General features: G+C 57.9%; 18 protein-coding genes. 11 read left to right on the top strand and 7 right to left on the bottom strand.

The features are described from left to right. Positions 1-25 precede the first annotated feature (25 nt). The 4 genes from fdhD to PMYSY11_RS01540 all read left to right on the top strand — a co-directional run bounded on the left by fdhD (position 26) and on the right by PMYSY11_RS01540 (position 4,450). Positions 26-874 carry a formate dehydrogenase accessory sulfurtransferase FdhD gene (fdhD, locus tag PMYSY11_RS01555; RefSeq protein WP_150548129.1) on the top strand — a complete coding sequence of 283 codons (849 nt, stop codon included), beginning with the start codon at positions 26-28 and terminating at the stop codon, positions 872-874. After that, positions 871-3,192, top strand: coding sequence for an FdhF/YdeP family oxidoreductase (locus PMYSY11_RS01550; RefSeq protein ID WP_150548128.1), 2,322 nt, complete (start codon positions 871-873; stop codon positions 3,190-3,192). The genes fdhD and PMYSY11_RS01550 overlap by 4 nt, the downstream gene beginning before the upstream one ends. A gap of 205 nt (positions 3,193-3,397) precedes the next feature. After that, a complete protein-coding gene (locus PMYSY11_RS01545) occupies positions 3,398-3,877 on the top strand; it encodes a glycine zipper domain-containing protein (protein ID WP_150548127.1) in 480 nt (159 codons plus the stop codon). 153 nt (positions 3,878-4,030) lie between these two features. Then, positions 4,031-4,450, top strand: coding sequence for a glycine zipper domain-containing protein (locus PMYSY11_RS01540; protein ID WP_069902344.1), 420 nt, complete (start codon positions 4,031-4,033; stop codon positions 4,448-4,450). Positions 4,451-5,439: 989 nt separating this feature from the next. Here the strand turns inward: PMYSY11_RS01540 and PMYSY11_RS01535 are convergent. The 3 genes from PMYSY11_RS01535 to PMYSY11_RS01525 form a co-directional block, all read right to left on the bottom strand. Beyond that, positions 5,440-5,871, bottom strand: coding sequence for an acyl-CoA thioesterase (locus PMYSY11_RS01535; protein ID WP_150548126.1), 432 nt, complete (start codon positions 5,869-5,871; stop codon positions 5,440-5,442). Positions 5,872-5,909: 38 nt separating this feature from the next. After that, a complete protein-coding gene (locus PMYSY11_RS01530) occupies positions 5,910-7,073 on the bottom strand; it encodes an iron-containing alcohol dehydrogenase (protein WP_150548125.1) in 1,164 nt (387 codons plus the stop codon). A 101-nt stretch (positions 7,074-7,174) separates the two neighbouring features. Further along, the gene (locus PMYSY11_RS01525) at positions 7,175-8,413 is read right to left on the bottom strand and encodes a 3-hydroxyacyl-CoA dehydrogenase (RefSeq protein ID WP_150548124.1); all 1,239 of its coding nucleotides are present in this window, start codon (positions 8,411-8,413) and stop codon (positions 7,175-7,177) included. Positions 8,414-8,613: 200 nt separating this feature from the next. Between PMYSY11_RS01525 and PMYSY11_RS01520 the strand changes: the two genes are divergently transcribed. Next, positions 8,614-8,868 (top strand): hypothetical protein, encoded by a 255-nt coding sequence (locus PMYSY11_RS01520; protein WP_069902339.1) that lies wholly within the window; start codon positions 8,614-8,616, stop codon positions 8,866-8,868. Between the two features lie 11 nt (positions 8,869-8,879). Here PMYSY11_RS01520 and PMYSY11_RS01515 read toward each other — a convergent pair whose 3' ends face one another. Beyond that, complete coding sequence (locus PMYSY11_RS01515) at positions 8,880-9,317, bottom strand: DUF3465 domain-containing protein (protein WP_150548123.1); 438 nt, start codon at positions 9,315-9,317, stop codon at positions 8,880-8,882. A 146-nt stretch (positions 9,318-9,463) separates the two neighbouring features. On the opposite strand from PMYSY11_RS01515, the gene PMYSY11_RS01510 reads away from it, so the two are divergent. Genes PMYSY11_RS01510 through PMYSY11_RS01495 form a run of 4 tightly spaced genes read left to right on the top strand, consistent with a single transcriptional unit; the run spans position 9,464 to position 12,941 of the window. Further along, positions 9,464-10,621 carry an ABC transporter permease gene (locus tag PMYSY11_RS01510; RefSeq protein ID WP_150548122.1) on the top strand — a complete coding sequence of 386 codons (1,158 nt, stop codon included), beginning with the start codon at positions 9,464-9,466 and terminating at the stop codon, positions 10,619-10,621. After that, positions 10,621-11,406 (top strand): ABC transporter ATP-binding protein, encoded by a 786-nt coding sequence (locus PMYSY11_RS01505; RefSeq protein ID WP_069902336.1) that lies wholly within the window; start codon positions 10,621-10,623, stop codon positions 11,404-11,406. The genes PMYSY11_RS01510 and PMYSY11_RS01505 overlap by 1 nt, the downstream gene beginning before the upstream one ends. Next, positions 11,407-12,324 (top strand): MlaD family protein, encoded by a 918-nt coding sequence (locus tag PMYSY11_RS01500; protein ID WP_150548121.1) that lies wholly within the window; start codon positions 11,407-11,409, stop codon positions 12,322-12,324. Continuing rightward, the gene (locus tag PMYSY11_RS01495) at positions 12,321-12,941 is read left to right on the top strand and encodes an ABC-type transport auxiliary lipoprotein family protein (RefSeq protein ID WP_069902334.1); all 621 of its coding nucleotides are present in this window, start codon (positions 12,321-12,323) and stop codon (positions 12,939-12,941) included. The genes PMYSY11_RS01500 and PMYSY11_RS01495 overlap by 4 nt, the downstream gene beginning before the upstream one ends. A gap of 793 nt (positions 12,942-13,734) precedes the next feature. Here PMYSY11_RS01495 and PMYSY11_RS01490 read toward each other — a convergent pair. The 3 genes from PMYSY11_RS01490 to PMYSY11_RS01480 all read right to left on the bottom strand — a co-directional run bounded on the left by PMYSY11_RS01490 (position 13,735) and on the right by PMYSY11_RS01480 (position 16,937). Next, the gene (locus tag PMYSY11_RS01490) at positions 13,735-15,276 is read right to left on the bottom strand and encodes a phosphoenolpyruvate carboxykinase (RefSeq protein ID WP_090515666.1); all 1,542 of its coding nucleotides are present in this window, start codon (positions 15,274-15,276) and stop codon (positions 13,735-13,737) included. A gap of 234 nt (positions 15,277-15,510) precedes the next feature. Further along, on the bottom strand, positions 15,511-16,398 hold the full coding sequence (hslO, locus tag PMYSY11_RS01485) for an Hsp33 family molecular chaperone HslO (protein WP_069902332.1): 888 nt from the start codon (positions 16,396-16,398) through the stop codon (positions 15,511-15,513). A gap of 140 nt (positions 16,399-16,538) precedes the next feature. Continuing rightward, on the bottom strand, positions 16,539-16,937 hold the full coding sequence (locus PMYSY11_RS01480; protein WP_150548120.1) for an RNA-binding S4 domain-containing protein: 399 nt from the start codon (positions 16,935-16,937) through the stop codon (positions 16,539-16,541). Positions 16,938-17,083: 146 nt separating this feature from the next. Between PMYSY11_RS01480 and rimB the strand changes: the two genes are divergently transcribed. Both rimB and rimK read left to right on the top strand, forming a co-directional pair. Continuing rightward, on the top strand, positions 17,084-17,551 hold the full coding sequence (gene rimB, locus PMYSY11_RS01475; protein WP_069902330.1) for a retropepsin-like aspartic endopeptidase RimB: 468 nt from the start codon (positions 17,084-17,086) through the stop codon (positions 17,549-17,551). Next, positions 17,548-18,453: a 30S ribosomal protein S6--L-glutamate ligase gene (gene rimK / locus PMYSY11_RS01470; protein WP_069902329.1), complete on the top strand. Its 906-nt coding sequence runs from the start codon at positions 17,548-17,550 to the stop codon at positions 18,451-18,453. Before rimB ends, rimK begins: the two co-directional genes overlap by 4 nt. Positions 18,454-18,603: the final 150 nt, after the last annotated feature.

Below are 18,603 nucleotides of genomic sequence, written 5' to 3'. Positions count from 1 at the left end.
CATTAAGTCGCAGGCCTTACTGCTCATGTCTCGTAGCGCGCAGCTCAAAAGCTTTTTTCAGCCCATTCCGCAGCCCCAACCGGCAGCTGAGTACAGCTACGTCGAACTCGATTCGACAGGCCTTGCGGCGCGCGCACAGCTAGCAGAAGAAGTGGCAATCGCCATCAGTTATAACGGCATAAACCATGCCGTCATGATGGTTTCGCCCTCTTCAGCCGAGGATTTCATACGCGGCTTGAGCCTCAGCAACGGCGTGATCAACCGCGTCGATGAGATCTACGATATTCACCTCGAATACAGCGCCGCGTCGATCAGCGCCAATGTCAGCATCAGCAACCGCGCATTCTGGGCACTCAAACAACAGCGTCGCCAATTAGCCGGCACCAGTGGCTGCGGCCTTTGCGGTGTGGCCGCACTGGAGCAAGCCCTGCCCTCGCTGACGCCACTGCCGCCAAGCGCACTGCCGCCTGCCGCGCACCTTCACAATTTGCGTCCGCGCATCGCCACCGCGCAAAAAATGGCCCGACACAGTGGCGCGCTTCACGCCGCGTTATGGGTAAACGCGCAAGGAGAGGTGAATCTGTGCCGCGAAGACATTGGCCGCCATAACGCGCTCGACAAACTGGTCGGCGCCGCACTCGACGAAGGCCAAAATCTGGCGCAGGGATTTGTGGTGGTCACCAGCCGTTGCAGCCTTGAGCTGATTCACAAAGCAGTACGCAGTGGCATCGCCACGCTGGTCAGTTTGTCTGCGCCCACCGCCCTCACCGTGGAATGGGCGCGCCAGTACAACCTCAATCTGATCCATTTACCTCATCACAACGCGCCCCGGGTGTTCAGCCCGGCGCCGCGCCAAAGCGAGCCTTGCCAATGAGCCTGCAATCGGTAAACCCCCGGTATAAACCTTATAAAGGCGCCGCCGCCGGTTGGGGTGCATTGCGCAGCGTCACGCGCTTCTGGCTGGACAGCAAACAGCCTTTCAAGAACCTGCGCGCCCTGCTCAAGACCAATCAGAACGGCGGCTTCGATTGCCCCGGCTGCGCATGGGGCGACTCGCCGGAAGATGGCCACATCAAATTCTGCGAAAACGGCGCCAAGGCAGTGAACTGGGAAGCCACCAGCCGCCGGGTCGACAGTGCATTTTTTACCCGCTATAGCGTCAGCCAACTGCGTGAGCAGAGTGACTACTGGCTGGAATATCAGGGCCGCCTGACCGAACCGATGCGTTACGACGCTGCACAGGATCGCTACGTACCGGTGAGCTGGGATGACGCCTTTGCCCTGATTGCAGAACATTTACGCGCACTCGAAAACCCTAATCAGGCCGAGTTCTACACCTCGGGCCGGGCCAGCAACGAGGCGGCCTACCTGTATCAATTATTCGTGCGCGCCTTCGGCAGCAACAACTTCCCCGACTGCTCGAACATGTGCCACGAGGCCAGTGGCGTGAGCCTGGGTCAGAGCATTGGCATCGGCAAGGGCACGGTTACCTTCGCGGACTTTGATCATGCCGATGCAATTTTTGTCCTCGGGCAAAATCCGGGCACCAACCACCCGCGCATGCTCGAACCCCTGCGTGAGGCCGTAAAGCGCGGCGCACAAGTGGTGTGTTTCAACCCACTGAAAGAACGCGGGCTTGAGCGTTTTCAGCATCCGCAGCATCCAATCGAAATGCTCACCAACGGCAGCGAGGCGTTGAACACGGCATTCTTCCGCCCGGCTCTGGGCGGCGATATGGCGGCGATTCGGGCCATGGCCAAGTTTCTTCTGCAGTGGCAACGCGAGGCCAAAGCCAGCGGCCAGCCAGACATTTTCGATTACGCCTTTATCGATGAGCACACCGATGGCGTGGATGATTACCTGCGCCTGCTGGATGAAACTTCCTGGGACTCGCTGGTCGAGCAGTCTGGCTTGAGCCTTGAGCACCTGGAACAGGCGGCAAGCCTTTATCGCCAGGCCGAACGCGTGATCATGTGCTGGGCCATGGGCATTACCCAGCACCATCACTCGGTGGCGACCATTCAGGAAATCGTCAACCTGCAGTTGCTGCGCGGCAATCTCGGGCGTAAAGGCGCCGGTTTATGCCCGGTGCGCGGCCACAGCAATGTGCAGGGTGACCGCACCATGGGCATTAACGACCGGCCATCGCAGGAGTTTCTTGATCGCCTGCAGCAGCGTTTCCAGTTTGCCGTGCCACGGGACAGCGGCCACAACACCGTCGAGGCGATCAACGCCATGCTCGCGGGCGAGGCCAAAGTGTTTATCGGTCTGGGCGGCAACTTCGCCCAAGCCACACCCGACAGCCCGCTCAGCCACAAGGCGTTGGCCAATTGCGATTTGACTGTGCAGATCAGCACCAAGCTTAACCGCAGCCACCTGACTACCGGCAAAGACGCGCTGATTCTGCCGTGCCTTGGGCGCACCGACATCGACATGCAAGCCAACGGCCCGCAAGCGGTGACGGTTGAAGACTCGTTCAGCATGATCCACGCATCATTCGGGCAGTTGCAGCCAATCTCGGCAGAGATGCGCTCGGAGCCAGCGATTCTGGCGGGCATCGCGCACGCCACATTAGGTGATCATCCGGTGAACTGGCTGGAATTGATTGCCGACTACGACCGGATTCGCGAGCTGATCGCCGACACCATTCCGGGCTTTAGCGACTTCAATACCCGGGTCAAACATCCAGGCGGTTTTTATCTGGGTAACTCGGCGGCCGAACGGCGCTGGCTAACCCCGACCGGCAAGGCCAATTTCAAGGCAAACCCGTTACTGGCAGATCTGTTGCCGGCGCAGGTGCGCAACAGCGGCCAGAGCGCGGACTTGATCTTGCAAACTCTGCGCTCGCACGACCAGTACAACACCACCATTTATGGCCTGGATGACCGCTATCGCGGGGTTAAGGGGCAACGCAAAGTATTGTTTGCCAATGCAGCAGATATCGTCCGCCTCGGTTACAAGCCAGGCCAGGTTGTGGATATCTGTTCATTGTGGGATGACGACGTGGCGCGCAAGGTGCAAGGTTTCACCTTGCTGGCATTTGATATTCCGGCGGGTCAGGCCGCGGCGTATTACCCCGAAGCAAACCCGCTGGTGCCGCTGCAAAGTTATGGTGCTGGCAGCTTTACCCCAACCTCAAAATTCATCGCCATCAAGCTCGAGCGAGCGGCAGCAAACCAGCGCATTATCTGAGGTTAAAAGCGCATAAAACGGCCTGAAAACAGGCGAACTCAAATGCCCTAAACAGGTTTAAGACTGCCCGTTTTCACAAAAGTTCTTGTTTAAAAACAGATAGTTAAATTATGTGCGCAAACCCGACTATTCGTCGGGTTTTGCTTGCCTGACACAGCACACAAACATGAGGATCGGCGCGTGATATCCACTTGAGCGAGCTGATATGAAGTACTCATCAATTCTGTTACTGACCCTCGGCCTTAGTGCTGGACAAGCCTTTGCAGGCAACACCGAAGCAGGTGTTGGCGGTGCATTGGGTGGTGTTCTCGGCGCCGTTGTAGGCCAGCAGGTGGGGGGCAATACTGGCGCTACCATCGGTGCCGGTGTCGGCGGCGCAGCAGGCGGCATGGTTGGCGCAGATCGCCGCAGTCGCACAGAAGCGGCCATCGGTGGCGCTCTGGGTGGCGCGGGTGGTAACGCGATCGGCCGCAGTGTCGGCGGCACCAACGGCGGCCTGATCGGCGCAGCGCTGGGTGGCGGCGCAGGCGCAGCACTGGGTAATAACTACGGCGACGATGGCCATCGTGATGACCGCCGAGGCTATCGCGATGACCGTCATTACTACCGTGACGACCGTCATTATCACAAGCACCACAAACACAAAGGCAAGCACAAGGGCTGGCATCACGGCCACCGCCACTGATGTGCTGCGCGCTGCTGATTGACGCGGCGCAGTTGTAAGGTCATCCGACGATGATTGAATTATCTGCCTTAACCGGCGTCGAACCTATGACTGAACAATTAATCTGCATTGCTGCACGAGCACGATGCAGCCCCTGACAACTGAGGTATGACGATGCGAACTTTATTAACAGCTTTGCTTATGAGTGCGGCGGTGAGCCCTCTGGCATTTGCCGGCGATAATGGCAGCGTTGCAGTCGGCAGCGGTGTGGGTGGTGCATTGGGCAACGTGATCGGCTCGCAAGTCGGTGGCAGCACCGGCGCGACCATTGGCTCCGGCGTCGGTGGCGCAGTCGGTGGTGCAGCAACCGCACGTGACGGCAACAAGACCGAAGCAGCCCTCGGCGGTGGCTTGGGTGCTGCGGGCGGCTCAGCGATTGGTAATTCGCTGGGCGGCAGCACAGGGTCGCTGATTGGCGCAGGCGTTGGCGGAGCCGCCGGCGGCGCGTTGGCCAACGACATTGCCGACGACAACCGCCATGACGACAACCGCGGCCACAAGAAAAACAAGCACAAGAAACACAAACATCATTGATGCCTTGTGCTTGATGCTGGCCGGACGATTGTGATGACGGAAGCCGCGCCATGGATTCCATCCACCGGCATCTTTCATCATCACCTGTAAACACGATCGATCCCGGAGGATGGTTAACCCATCGGGTAAACCGTCATGGCTATTGCACGGCCAAAACCTGATCGCACCCGACCGAACGATTGCCATGACGGAAGCCGCGTTGCGGATTCCATCCTCCGCAGGTTTCATCACCTGTAAATGCGATCGATCACGGAGGATGGTTAACCCAACGGGTAAACCGTCATGGCCATTGCGCGGCCAAAACCCGATCGCATCCGACCGGATGATTGCAATGACGGAAGCCGCGTTGCGGATTCCATCCTCCGCAGGTTTCATCACCTGTAAATACAATCGATCCCGGAGGATGGTTAACCCAACGGGTAAACCGTCATGGCCATTGCGCGGCCAAAACCCGATCGCATCCGACCGGACGATTGCAATGACGGAAGCCGCGTTGCGGATTCCATCCTCCGCAGGTTTCATCACCTGTGAATGCAATCGATCACGGAGGATGGTTAACCCAACGGGTAAACCGTCATGGCCGTTGCACGATCAAAACCTGATCGCACCCGATCGAACGATTGCCATGACGGAAGCCGCGTTGCGGATTCCATCCTCCGCAGGTTTCATCATCACCTGTAAATGCAATCGATTCCGGAGGATGGTTAACCCAACGGGTAAACCGTCATGGCCATTGCCGGATCAAAACCTGATTGCGTCCGACCGGACGATTGCAATGACGGAAGCCGCGTTGCGGATTCCATCCGCAGGTTTCATCACCTGTAAACACGATCGATCACGGAGGATGGTTAACCCAACGGGTAAACCGTCATGGCCATTGCGCGGCCAAAACCCGATCGCATCCGACCGTACGATTGCAATGACGGAAGCCGCGTTGCGGATTCCATCCTCCGCAGGTTTCATCACCTGTAAATGCGATTGGTCATGGTCTAAACCAATATCGCCTCAAGGGCTGCCCTCAACTCTGCCGGGATTGGCACCGGGCGATTGCTTTCGCGGTCCACGAACACGTGAATAAAGCGCCCCGCTGCGCAGGCTTGTTCTTCGCCTTCCTTGAATACCGCCAACTCGTACTGCACTGAGCTGTTGCCCAGCTTGCCCACGCGCATGCCCAACTCGATGCGCTCGGGAAAGGCGATGGACGCGAAGTAATCGCAGCTTGAACTGACCACGAACCCGACTACATCCCCGCCATGAATATCCAAGCCGCCCTCTTCGATCAGGTAGCTGTTCACGGCGCTGTCGAAGTAGCTGTAATAGGTCACGTTATTCACATGGCCGTAGATGTCGTTGTCGTGCCAACGCGTGGTTATCGCCTGAAAACGTTTGTAGTCATCACGTAAATGTTGCGTCTGGCTCATGAACTGTTTCCGTGGTTATGAAGGGCGAGAAACTCGGCTCAATAAGCCGACTGGTAAATGGCCAGCGCGTGTTGTTCGGTCATCTCGCGCGGGTTATTCACCAGCAAACGCTGCTGCAACATCGCATCGGCTGCCAAGCGCGGGAGCATGTCTTGCGGCACTCCGGCTTCGCGCAGCCGCGTCGGCAGGCCGCAACGCTCGTTCAAATCTGCCAACTCCAGAATGAACTGCTCGGTCTGGTCCATCGCGCTGGCCGAACGCAGCCGGTCGCCGAGCACCAGCGGCGCCAGCTCTGCATACAAGGACGCAGCAGAGGCGGCGTTGAAGCCGAGAACATGCGGCAGCACCAGCGCGTTACTCAGGCCATGCGGGATGTGAAAGTGGCCGCCCAGCGGGTACGCCAGCGCATGCACCGCGGCCACAGGCGCATTAGCGAAGGCCTGACCGGCCAGGTTAGCGCCGAGCAACATGGCCTGGCGGGCGGCGAGATTGCTGCCGTTATGCACCACTTCATCGAGATTGGCCGCGAGCAAACGCAAGGCTTCACGCGCCAGCATGTCTGACAGCGGGTTCTTTTTCAGCTTACTGGTGTACGCCTCAATCGCGTGAACCATGGCATCAATGCCCGTCGCAGCGGTGATCGCCGGCGGCAGGCCGAGGGTCAGCTCAGCGTCGAGTAGCGCAATATCCGGGAGCAGCAGCGCCGAAACCACGCCCATCTTGGTGGTTTCACCGGTGGTAATAATGGCCACCGTGGTGACTTCCGAGCCGGTGCCGGCAGTGGTTGGCACCTGAATCAGCGGCAGACGCTGGCCTTTGGCGTTATCGACCCCAAAAATATCATCCAGCCGCTGGGTGCTCTGCGGATGGGCAAGTAATGCCACCAGTTTGGCAACATCCATCGAGCTGCCGCCACCAAAGCCGACCACTAATTGCGCATCAAGCGCTCTGGCCTGAGTGATCGCTTGCTCGACAATAGCTTGCGGCGGATCGGCGACGACCTGATCAAACACTTCAACCGCGACACCAGCCGCGCCGAATCCGGGCAGGATACTGTCGAGCAAGCCGAGTTTGGTGATGCCCGGATCGGTGACGATAAACACCCGGCCGACATTACGCTCCTTGCACAGCGCCGCCAGATTACGCGCAGCCCCCGATTCACAGATAATCCGGGCACTGGTGACAAAGTTGAATGGCTGCATGGCTCAGGCCTCTTTTTTATTGGCTATAGGCAACAGACTAGCGTGTTCAGCAGATGAGCACCCCACGCGGCGCGGCAATTGCGCCAACGCGGGGGCAAAGATCAGAACTTTTGGTGCTGCACGTCGGCGAATTTTTTCTGCGCCGCCGCCAGTTGGCTAATCAGCCGGGCGGGCTTCCAGTGATCGCCCAGACAGGCTTGCAAGCTCTGCAAACGCTGCTCGATTTCGGCCACGCCCTGCTCATCAGCCCAACTCATGGGGCCGCCGCGCTCGGCCGGGAAGCCATAACCATTAAGGTAGACCAAGTCGATGTCGCGGCTGTTGGCGGCGATGTCTTCCTCAAGGATTTTCGCGCCTTCATTTACCAGCGCCAGCAGGCAGCGCTCGAGAATTTCCTCGGCACCGATCTCGCGACGCTCGAAACCCAGAGACTCGGAAACCTCCTGCACCAGTGCATCGACCTCGGGATCATGCTCGGCCTGACGGCTGCCTTCGGCGTAGCGGTAGTAACCCATGCGTGCCTTCTGGCCAAACCGACCGAGTTCACACAGACGATTATCAACCTGCACCGCCGGATCATCCTGGCCCTTGCCAGCGAGTTCGCGTGCCCGCCACTCCAGATCAATACCGACCACGTCGTACATCCGAAACGGGCCCATGGCGAAGCCGAAACCCTGCAACGCCGCATCGATCTGATGCGGCCAGGCGCCCTCAAGCAACATCATCCGCGCCTCGCGGACATAAGTGTGGAGCATTCGGTTGCCGATAAAACCATGGCAATTGCCTGCCACCACACTGACTTTGCCAATGCGCTGTCCCAACGCGAGGGTGGCTTCCAGCACCGCCGGCGAGGTTTTCGCACCCCGCACGATTTCGAGTAGTTTCATGATGTGCGCAGGGCTGAAGAAATGCAGGCCCAACACCGATTCCGGGCGGCTGGTGGCGCCAGCGATGGCGTCGATATCCAGTGCCGAAGTATTGCTGGCCAGAATAGCGCCCGGCTTTAGCGTGGCGTCCAGCGTGCGGAAGATCTGCTGTTTGAGCTCGAGGTTTTCGTAGACCGCCTCGATCACCAGATCCACATCCGCCAGTGCCGCATACTCGCTGACCGGCGTGACGCAAGCCAGGCGCTCAGCGGACTGTTCGGCACTGATGCGTTCCAGCTTGACGTTGTGCGCGTTGGTTTGAGCAACCACGGCGAGCGCCTGCTCAAGCATCTGCGGATTATTGTCCAGCCACAGGACCTTGATGCCGGCGTTGGCCAAACTCATGACGATGCCCCGCCCCATGGTTCCGGCACCAATCACAGCGGCTTGCTGCACGTTATACGCATTGCTCATACACAGGCCTCATCTTCAGCGAGAGTGATTCGAGATCCTCCAACCATAAGCAAGACGCCGGACTTTTAGAAATTTAGTCGTGTGATGAGCCGCATTCAGCGGATGAATAAGCTCACGCAAGGCTTATAAAAATAAACCAACTGCCCGCCGCAGGCCGAGCTAGGCTGAAGTAAGACTCAACGGGTGGTAGGAATTTGTGCATGAAACCATTGAAAAATCTTTATCTGTATTTCCAGGATGGTCAGCGCCTGGCGCTTCGTTTCCCGCAACAAAGTGACGATCCGGTGGTAATCGCCCGCAGCCTGCGCAAACAACTGGAAACCCCGATGCTGAGTATTGAGGTCGATGGTGACTTGCTGATGATTCCACGCGAAAGCATCAAATATCTGCAGATATCCCCTGCTCCGCTTTCCCTGCCAGACCCGGTAATCAGAGGGGCCGAGGTGATTCAGTAGGCGCGATACAGCTATTGATAGGTTTTGCCCATATGCTGCAGCCAGCCGTCTTCATGGCGACCCCGAGGGTCGCGGTGCGTCCAGTGGATGACGCCGCCCTTATCGTTCCATTCGTATTCACCGGCAAAACCGACCGTATCGCCCTCGCGCAAACCGCTGACGCGCGGAGCCAGATCGATATTATGGGCGACCAGCACCACCGGCCCATTGCTGCCCACACGCATCAGAAAGCGCTGATGCTGCGAGCCCCGCGTGTCATCCTTGAGCACCTTGATCACCACTCCCTGGCCTTGCACCTGAACATCGCTGCGCTGATCGGCGTATGCCTGTGCAACAGCAGACTCGCCACCCGTAGGCGCGCTGCTCAGGCCGGGAATTTGTAGGCCTTGCTCTTGAGCAACAACAAAAGCCAGAGCGGCGACCGCAATCAGGTAAATAATTTTTTTCATAACGGCAGGGGCGCTTCCATGGCGGCTGGAGTGGGCACAAGCCCGGTTAAATATAGCCACAGTTTAACCCGGGCACGCTCAAACCAAACCAGCCATAATTTTCGGCTAGCTATTCCTATGCGGCATTAGGGAGGTAAGCTGTCTGTATGGCGACTAACCCGTACATCACGCTGCGCAACACCGATGGCACTGACGCCACACCAGACGTCAGCGAAACACTGTGTGTGGGCGGCGACTGGACGCTGGCCAATTACGCCGATCTTGAAGCGCAGGTGGACACCTTCAAGCATCAGCTCAAGGACGATGCACCGGTAGACTTGGGCGCACTTAGCGAGCTCGACACCGCCGGCGCGGCGGTGCTGGTCGAGTTGCTCGGCGAAAAACGTCTGGATGCACTGGAACAGGAATCGCCGAATCTGGCGCCGGAACGGCGTAGCCTCCTGCAAAACGTCGGCAAAGCCATCACCGAGTCACGCCGGACACCACCGCCGCCGCCACCCAACTCGCTGAAAGAGTTCTTGTCGCATATCGGTGTTGCCGTCGAAGACTTCGGCAACAAGGCCGTGCAGCTCATTGGTTTTTTTGGCCTGACGTTGTCGACAATGATCCATGTTTTGCTCCGGCCCAAGCGCTGGCGCATGACCTCACTGACCGCCAACATTGAGCAAATCGGCCTCAACGCGGTACCGATTGTGGCTCTGCTCACCTTTCTGGTGGGTGCGGTCGTGGCGTTTCTGGGCGCCACGATTCTCTCCGACTTCGGCGCCAGCATTTACACGGTGAATCTGGTGGCCTTCTCGTTTTTGCGCGAGTTTGGTGTGCTGCTGACGGCGATTCTGATTGCGGGGCGAACGGCCAGCGCCTTCACCGCACAAATTGGTTCGATGAAGGCCAACGAAGAGATCGACGCCCTGCGCACGCTGGGGCTCAGCCCAATCGAACTGCTGGTATTACCGCGGGTTTATGCACTGCTGATCACGCTACCGATTCTGACCTTTATTGCCATGATCTGCGGCATCGTCGGCGGCGCCGTGGTCTGCTCGCTGGCGCTGAATATCTCGGTGACCACTTACGTCACCATGCTGCATGAAAATATCGAGGTCCGGCACTTCTTCGTCGGCATGGTCAAAGCCCCGGTGTTTGCCATGCTGATTGCGGTCATCGGCTGTCTGGAAGGTTTCAAGGTTACCGGCAGCGCGCAATCTGTCGGTGAGCGCACCACCTCAAGCGTGGTCCAGTCGATTTTCGTGGTGATCCTTTTGGATGCAATATTTGCCCTGTTTTGCGTAGAGATGGGCTGGTAATGACTGAAGCCATCATTGAAGTCCGCGACCTGTGTAATCGCTTCGGCACGCAAACCGTGCACGAAGGCTTGCAGCTCGACCTGTATAAAGGTGAAGTGCTCGGTGTCGTTGGCGGCTCGGGCACCGGTAAGTCGGTATTGCTGCGCTCGATAGTCGGCCTGCGCGAGCCAACGGCCGGAAATATCCACGTATTTGGCAAAGAATTGCTGAGCCTTGACGCCACTGAGCGCTCTGCAATCGAGCGCCGCTTTGGGGTGCTGTATCAGCGCGGCGCATTGTTTTCATCGCTCACGGTGACCGAAAACATTGCCCTGCCATTAATCGAACACACCAAACTGAGCCGCGCCTCGGCTGAAAAGTTGGCGCGGGTCAAAATCGCGCTAGTCGGCCTGCCGTGTATAACCGGTGAGAAGTACCCGTCTGAATTGTCTGGCGGCATGGTTAAACGTGTGGCGCTGGCCCGTGCACTGGCTCTGGAACCGGACATACTGTTTCTTGATGAACCCACTGCCGGACTCGACCCGATTGGCGCCGCTGCGTTCGATCAACTGATTCTGACGCTGCGCAACGCACTGGGTTTGAGTGTGTTTCTGGTCACTCACGACCTCGACACGCTCTACACCATCTGCGATCGCGTTGCCGTGTTATCGCAAAAACGCGTTCTGGTGGCTGACAGCCTGGAGGTTGTCGCCGCTACCGACGATGCCTGGATACGCGAATACTTTCACGGCCCACGCGGACGCGCAGCCGAACAAGCCGCCAGCAAAGCATTTGGGAGCCTATAAATGGAACCGCGAGCCCACCACGTACTCATCGGGTTTTTTACGCTTGTCACCGTCGGTGCTGCCCTGATCTTCGCCTTGTGGCTGAGCAAGAGTTCAGCCGATCAGGAATATCACGAGTATGAAGTGATCTTCAAAGAGGCAGTTACCGGGCTGAGTAAAGGTAGCTCGGTGCAGTACAGCGGCATCAACGTTGGCGACGTGCTCAAGCTGAGCCTCGACCCGAAAGACCCACGCAAGGTACGCGCCCTGATTCGCGTTGCCAGCGACACCCCGGTTAAAGAGAACACCCGCGCCAAGCTCTCACTGACCGGCGTTACCGGCACTGCGGTGATACAGCTCAATGGCGGTACGCCGAGCAGCCCGTTACTGATTGGCAAAGGCGGCGACATCCCGACGATTGAGGCAGACCGTTCGCCACTGGCCAGTTTGCTGGCCAACGGCGAGGATGTGGTTTTCAACATCAATCATCTGATTACGCAGGCCAATCATTTATTCTCGGACGACAACATCGAGCGCGTCGGCAAGACCCTCGACAATATTGCCCAAGCCACCACTTCGATCTCGGACCAACGCGACCAGCTCAACATCACGCTCAAACACATTGGCGATGCCAGCGCCGAAGCTGTAAACCTGATGCGCACCACCAATCAGCTGATGGATGAACAAGGCCGCGAAGTGTTCGGCAACGTCGAGCGCATCACCGCATCGCTCGAAGAGAGCAGCGATACCATCGCCGCCATGCTTCAAACCAATCAGCAGGCGCTTAACAACGGCATGCAGGGCGTCAGCCAGCTAGGCCCGGCCATCAGCGAATTACGTGAAACCCTCAGTGTGCTGCGCTCGTTCTCCCGCAAACTGGAAGAAGATCCGAGCGGCTATTTGCTGCGCAGTGAATCCATCAAGGAATTTCAGCCATGACTCGCACGCCCGCCTTTATCGCCCTGCTGCTGACCACATTGCTCAGCGGTTGCTCGATCCTGCCCAAAAGCGAACCACTCAATGTCTATCGCCTGCCAGCGGCCCCGTTCGAGCGCTATACCGGCACCGGACAAACGGCCTGGACACTGCAAGTGGATCGTCCGCAAAGCTCGCAGACGCTCGACAGCACGCGCATTGCGGTACTGCCGCAGGGCAATGAAATAAGCGCCTATAAAGGCGCGCGCTGGAGCGACCGCGCACCGCAGTTGCTGCGCGACCGGATCATTGCCGGGATGCTTGATGATGGCCGCATACGTGCGGTGAGCAGCGATGACAACCGCCTGCAAACCGACCTGCAACTGAGCAGCGATTTGCGCGCATTTCAGAGCGAATATCACGCTGGCAAACCGCAAGCACATGTCGTTCTGGATGTGCGCCTGGTGCGTCGTGACAGCCAGACCATTCTCGAGCAAAAACGCTTTGAGGTGCGTGAAGATGCAGCAGACACCTCGGTTCCAGCGGTTGTCAGCGCGTTCGGTAAAGCCTCAGACCAGTTAACGCGGGAAGTCATGGCATGGAGCCTCAAGCAGGGCCAGAGCAAGGCATTGCGCCCATAGACTAATGCGCACTACCCGCTCTGTTGCACATGCCCAATCCATCTAACGCATGCCACGTTGATGGAGTACATTTGAGTCATGGAATTGTTCAAGGAGAAGGGTATGCAGTTATCTGGTTTTAGTGGTCGGTTACAAGAATCGATTCAGATCACCCACTAGGCGCAGCAGGCGGATTCTGTCCTTCAGGTTCTGGTCCACCGGAACATTTTTTCCTCACCGCCGTTGTGCATGCTTGATCGAGTTGCAAAATGTAAGTCGACCATCAACTGCGTTGAACCCATTGAGGTATTCGGGTTTAAGGCTGATCAGCTCCTTGCAGCGTTCGAGCCACACACAACCTACTGGCGGATGCCAGAAGCGCTACACGTGGAGGCTGGAAACTGTACAAGGATTTAGCGGCAGGCTTGAAGCGAGTAAAGCGATTCGTTCAACCAGTACAATGTGAAACTTATAGCCGTGAAGAGCGGCCCCAGCTTCATCCGGTTCAGCCGGTGTTACACAGCAAGTCAAAAAGGTGCCTACGTTACCGGTGTAGTTTGAACGGTTAATTCCTGGAATAGCTACGAGTTACACCACCGTCTAACACGCACAAAAAAACCGCCTACGGGCGGTTTTTCCGTTTCCGCGGCGGCATAAATGCATCGCTAGCGCCTGTCCACTCACGTTGAAACATGCCCGCTGCCTTGCCTGCGCAAATGTGCAGGCAGACGCCGTGTTGATTCGATCAATGCACCACTGAAACAGCGCCCACGAAAAAGCCGCCCGAAGGCGGCTTTTTCACAACCACTGGCGCTTAGAGTTGCGGGCCAGCGTTGCGGATGGCGTCAGAGACGTCGAACTTCTTGAAGTTCTCGACGAACTGCTTGGCCAGACCTTTTGCAGCCTCATCGTAAGCATTCTGGTCAGCCCAGGTGTTACGCGGGTTCAGCAGGTTGGTTTCAACGCCCGGTACTTCTTTCGGCACGCTCAGGTTGATAACCGGCAGGGACTCGGTTTCAACGCCAACCAGAGCACCGCTCTGGATAGCTGCAATAACACCACGGGTAGTCGGGATGTTGAAGCGCTTGCCAACGCCGTAGCCACCGCCAGTCCAGCCAGTGTTAACCAGGTAGACCTTGGAGCCGAAGCCGCGGATACGCTTGATCAGCAGTTCTGCGTATTCGCCAGCAGGACGCGGGAAGAACGGCGCACCGAAGCAAGTCGAGAAGGTCGACTTGATGCCGCCGCCAGAACCCATTTCAGTCGAACCAACCAGTGCGGTGTAGCCCGACAGGAAGTGGTAAGCCGCTTGCTCTTCGTTGAGGATCGAGACTGGCGGCAGAACGCCGGTCAGGTCGCAAGTCAGGAAGATAACTGCATTCGGCTCGCCGCCAAGGTTCTTCTCGGAACGCTTTTCAACGTGGGTCAGCGGGTAAGCTGCACGGCTGTTCTGAGTCAGGCTGTCGTCGGCGTAATCCGGCTGGCGGTTTTCGTCGAGCACGACGTTTTCGAGAACGGCGCCAAACTGGATAGCTTTCCAGATAACCGGCTCGTTCTTGGCCGACAGGTCGATGCACTTGGCGTAGCAGCCGCCTTCGATGTTGAAGACGATGCCTTCACCCCAGCCGTGCTCGTCGTCACCGATCAGGTAACGGCTTTCGTCAGCCGACAGCGTGGTTTTACCCGTGCCAGAAAGGCCGAAGAACAGAGTTACGTCGCCTTCTTCGCCGATGTTCGCCGCGCAGTGCATCGGCAGAACGTCTGCGTCCGGCAGCAGGAAGTTCTGCACCGAGAACATGGCTTTCTTCATTTCACCGGCGTAACGCATGCCAGCGATCAGAACTTTCTTGGCGGCGAAGTTAATGATCACGCAACCATCGGAGTTGGTGCCATCACGCTCAGGCACGCACTCGAAGTTGGCCACGTTGAGCACTTGCCACTCTTCGCGACCCGCCGGGTTGTACTGCTCAGGATTGATGAACAGGCAACGACCGAACAGGTTCTGCCAGGCGGTCTGCGTGGTCATTTTAACGGCCAGGTAATGCGCGTCGGAGGAGCCTACATGAACGTGCGAAACGAAGCTGTCCTGAGCATCGGAGAACGCTTGAACGCGGTCCCACAGAGCGTCGAACTTGTCAGCCGGGAATGGGCGGTTGATCGCGCCCCAGGCGATTTTCGATTCGCTGCCTGGCTCTTGCACGATGAAACGGTCAACCGGTGAACGGCCTGTGCGATGACCAGTGCGGACAACCAGTGAGCCGTTCGCGGCCAGCTCACCTTCACCGCGACGGAGAGCTTCTTCGACCAGTTGGGCGGCGCTGATGTCGGTATACACAGCGTTATTGGCTTGCGTCATGTGGGTCCCCATCGGCCAGTAGACCGAGTCTTACGAACGTTTTGTAGTAGCTTAACGAGCACTACTACACATAAAAAGGTGCCGAATTATGCCAGAAACATATGTCAGAAGTGCAGCCTCTGATCGATGGATTCTGGCGATTAACGACCGTTTTATCGGTTTTTGCTGCTAATAAGGCCACCAACACTGCAATTGGCGGCGGCTTTACCTAGCAGCTCCACCTAGCCAAACACCTTAATGATGCGTGGCTGAAGGCGCCTGACTACCGCCACCGGCAAACAGCTGCTGCACGTCGGCGGCATCGAAACCATAGCGCTGGTTACAGAACTGGCAGTCGATCACGACCTCACCGCCATGCTCCTGCAAAAGCTTCTCGGCATCTTCCTGGCCCAGGCTGATCAGGGCATTCGCCGAGCGCTCACGCGAGCAGCTGCAACGAAATACCAGCGCGCGCGGATCAAACAGGCGCAGGGCATCTTCATGGTAGAGCCGGTGCAGCAGCGTCTCGTTATCCAACCCCAGCAGCTCTTCGGTCTTCAGGGTGCTGGCCAATGTGATGACATGCTCCCAGCTGGCCTGACGCTCTTCTTCGTCAGGAATACGATCGGCTGGCAACTGCTGCAGCAGCAGGCCGCGCGCGCGAGTGCCATCGGCACACAGCCAGAAACGCGTCGGTAATTGCTCGGAGGTTGCAAAGTAGTTGGTCAGGCAGTCGGCGAGGGTCTGACCGTCCAAATCGACAATGCCCTGATAACGCTGGCCATTGGTTGGATCAATCGTCATGGCCAGCACGCCATCAGGCATCAGCTCTGGCAAACCCGCATCCGCCGCGATCTGCTCTTCATGATAGCGCGCGATGCCACGAAGTTCGCCGGCACTTGAGCACTCAACCATCAGCAACGGCAGCGCACCACTCGAGCGCGCTTGCAGAATCAGCAGGCCATCAAACTTGAGCGTGCCGATCAGCAGTGAGGCAGCCGCCATCATTTCGCCCAGAAGCTGAGCGACGGGCTGGGGGTAAGCGTGCTTAGCGAGCACATGCTGGTAGCTGTCATTCAAGCTGACCAGTTCTCCGCGAACATCGGAGTCATCAAACAGAAAGCGTTGGGTAAAGTCAGACATGCCTAATTCACTGGGGTAACCGGGCCAGCGATTTTAGGCGCAAATGCCTGTCTGACCAAGCGCCTCTTATCTATCGGCCCGTTATATAAACGCCTATCGGTGTCTAGTTGCCGGTTTTTAAAGGATTTTCCGCTGGTCGATCAATCGTCCTGATGGGTGCGGAATTGATGAATTTGCCGGCGTTGCTTCTTGGTCGGACGCCCATCGGTCTGCATGCCAAGTGCCCCGGCCTTGCGCTGGGCCACGGCCAATTCGCGCTTGGCCACACTCTCAGCGGTTTCCTGATACAGGGTTTGCGCCTCTGGTGCGCCGCGGCGAACACCCGAGAGCAGCAGAACCTGCACGGTGCGTTCATCGTCACCGCTGCGGATGACCAATTCATCGCCCACTTTCGGCTCTTTGCTGGGTTTGCAACGCTCACCCCGGCAATGCACCTTGCCACCTTCGATAGCCGCTTTGGCCAGCGCACGGGTTTTGAAGAAGCGCGCAGCCCATATCCATTTATCCAAACGTACTTTGCTGTCGTCTTTCTCGCTCATTGCCTACTCTTGAGTGGTTGAATCTGATTTATAGCGCGTGCCGTTGCCACTCCGGGCAGCGGTCCCGGCTGAAACTGCACAGATACTTATGCAGTTGTCATGAACCGCCCTTAGAATGCCGCAAAATTACCCCAGGCCAGACCCTTTTGAAGACATTTGACCAGCTCAGCGTGATCGGATTACGCGAATGGATCAACCTGCCAGAGCTTGGCATGGTTGGTCTGCGCGCGAAAATCGATACCGGCGCGAGCACCTCGACCTTGCATGCCAGCGATATTCAGCCGTTTCAACGTGACGGAGCGCAGTGGATACGCTTTACTGCGCACTTGGGCACGCTGGTACAAAGCCGCCACCGCTGCGAGGCGCCAGTGGTTTCGGTCAAGCGTATCAAGAGTTCCAACGGTCAGGCGCAAAGCCGGTATGTGATTCGCACGAATCTTGTACTCGGCGACCGTCAGTGGCCGGTAGAATTCACCCTGGCTTGCCGCAAAACCATGCGCTATCGCGTGCTGCTCGGCTCTAAAGCGCTGATTGCCGGCCAACTTGTAGTAAACCCCGCACTGACTTACGTGCAAAACAAACCTTCGCTTCCCTCGCCCTCTGGTGCTCAATGAAAATCGCTGTGCTGTCGCGCAATCCGCGCCTGTATTCAACTCGTCGCCTGGTAGAAGCGGGCACCGAGCGCGGTCACGAGATGGTGGTCATCGACACCTTGCGTGCTTACATGAACATCGCCAGCCACAAGCCGCAAATCCACTACCGGGGTCGTCCGCTGGAAGGCTTTGATGCGGTGATCCCGCGGATTGGCGCTTCGGTGACATTCTACGGCTGCGCGGTTTTGCGCCAATTTGAAATGATGGGCGTGTTCCCGCTCAACGAGTCGGTCGCCATCGCCCGCTCGCGCGATAAATTGCGCTCGCTGCAACTGCTGTCACGCCGTGGCATCGGCCTGCCGGTGACCGGCTTTGCCCACTCACCGGATGACATTCCCGACCTGATCCAGATGGTCAATGGCGCGCCGCTGGTGATCAAAGTGCTTGAGGGCACTCAGGGCATCGGCGTGGTGCTGTGCGAAACGGAGAAGGCTGCCGAATCCGTGATCGAAGCATTCATGAGCCTCAAGCAGGACATCATGGTGCAGGAATACATCAAGGAAGCCGGTGGCGCAGACATTCGCTGCTTCGTCGTCGGCGAGAAAGTGATTGCCGCCATGAAACGTCAGGCCAAGCCGGGCGAATTCCGCTCAAACCTGCACCGCGGCGGCTCTGCCAGCCTGATCAAGATCACCCCGGAAGAACGCATGACCGCCATTCGTGCGGCCAAGGTCATGGGCCTGCATGTGGCGGGTGTCGACCTGTTGCGCTCCAACCACGGCCCACTGGTGATGGAAGTCAACTCGTCGCCCGGCCTTGAGGGCATCGAAACCACTACCAACAAGGATGTCGCGAGCATCATCATCCAGTACCTGGAAAAGAACGGCGGCCCCAACCTCACCCGCACACGCGGCAAGGGTTAACGAGCATAAGTTGTGCGGTGGATGGATGAATTGGGGCGACACCATGTCGCGAAGGCTTGCGATACCCCCTGGAGGATGGATAAACCGCAGGTTAATCCGTCATGACGGCGTCATTGGCTCACACGATTTGGCCGTTGATTTGTAAACGGC

Origin of the sequence: Pseudomonas marincola (assembly GCF_900682675.2) — a bacterium.
In the GTDB taxonomy this organism is placed as follows: domain Bacteria; phylum Pseudomonadota; class Gammaproteobacteria; order Pseudomonadales; family Pseudomonadaceae; genus Aquipseudomonas; species Aquipseudomonas marincola.
Note: the sequence above shows the minus strand (reverse complement) of the source record. Positions and strands in the feature narration are given on the sequence as shown.

Coding starts and splice junctions, on each gene's coding strand:
- PMYSY11_RS01550 (WP_150548128.1), top strand. CDS start 871: ATGAGCCTGCAATCGGTAAACCCCCGGTATAAACCTTATAAAGGCGCC.
- rimK (WP_069902329.1), top strand. CDS start 17,548: ATGAAAATCGCTGTGCTGTCGCGCAATCCGCGCCTGTATTCAACTCGT.
- fdhD (WP_150548129.1), top strand. CDS start 26: ATGTCTCGTAGCGCGCAGCTCAAAAGCTTTTTTCAGCCCATTCCGCAG.
- PMYSY11_RS01535 (WP_150548126.1), bottom strand. CDS start 5,871: ATGAGCCAGACGCAACATTTACGTGATGACTACAAACGTTTTCAGGCG.
- PMYSY11_RS01510 (WP_150548122.1), top strand. CDS start 9,464: ATGGCGACTAACCCGTACATCACGCTGCGCAACACCGATGGCACTGAC.
- PMYSY11_RS01530 (WP_150548125.1), bottom strand. CDS start 7,073: ATGCAGCCATTCAACTTTGTCACCAGTGCCCGGATTATCTGTGAATCG.
- PMYSY11_RS01545 (WP_150548127.1), top strand. CDS start 3,398: ATGAAGTACTCATCAATTCTGTTACTGACCCTCGGCCTTAGTGCTGGA.
- PMYSY11_RS01495 (WP_069902334.1), top strand. CDS start 12,321: ATGACTCGCACGCCCGCCTTTATCGCCCTGCTGCTGACCACATTGCTC.
- PMYSY11_RS01505 (WP_069902336.1), top strand. CDS start 10,621: ATGACTGAAGCCATCATTGAAGTCCGCGACCTGTGTAATCGCTTCGGC.
- PMYSY11_RS01480 (WP_150548120.1), bottom strand. CDS start 16,937: ATGAGCGAGAAAGACGACAGCAAAGTACGTTTGGATAAATGGATATGG.
- PMYSY11_RS01490 (WP_090515666.1), bottom strand. CDS start 15,276: ATGACGCAAGCCAATAACGCTGTGTATACCGACATCAGCGCCGCCCAA.
- PMYSY11_RS01525 (WP_150548124.1), bottom strand. CDS start 8,413: ATGAGCAATGCGTATAACGTGCAGCAAGCCGCTGTGATTGGTGCCGGA.
- PMYSY11_RS01520 (WP_069902339.1), top strand. CDS start 8,614: ATGAAACCATTGAAAAATCTTTATCTGTATTTCCAGGATGGTCAGCGC.
- hslO (WP_069902332.1), bottom strand. CDS start 16,398: ATGTCTGACTTTACCCAACGCTTTCTGTTTGATGACTCCGATGTTCGC.
- PMYSY11_RS01515 (WP_150548123.1), bottom strand. CDS start 9,317: ATGAAAAAAATTATTTACCTGATTGCGGTCGCCGCTCTGGCTTTTGTT.
- PMYSY11_RS01540 (WP_069902344.1), top strand. CDS start 4,031: ATGCGAACTTTATTAACAGCTTTGCTTATGAGTGCGGCGGTGAGCCCT.
- PMYSY11_RS01500 (WP_150548121.1), top strand. CDS start 11,407: ATGGAACCGCGAGCCCACCACGTACTCATCGGGTTTTTTACGCTTGTC.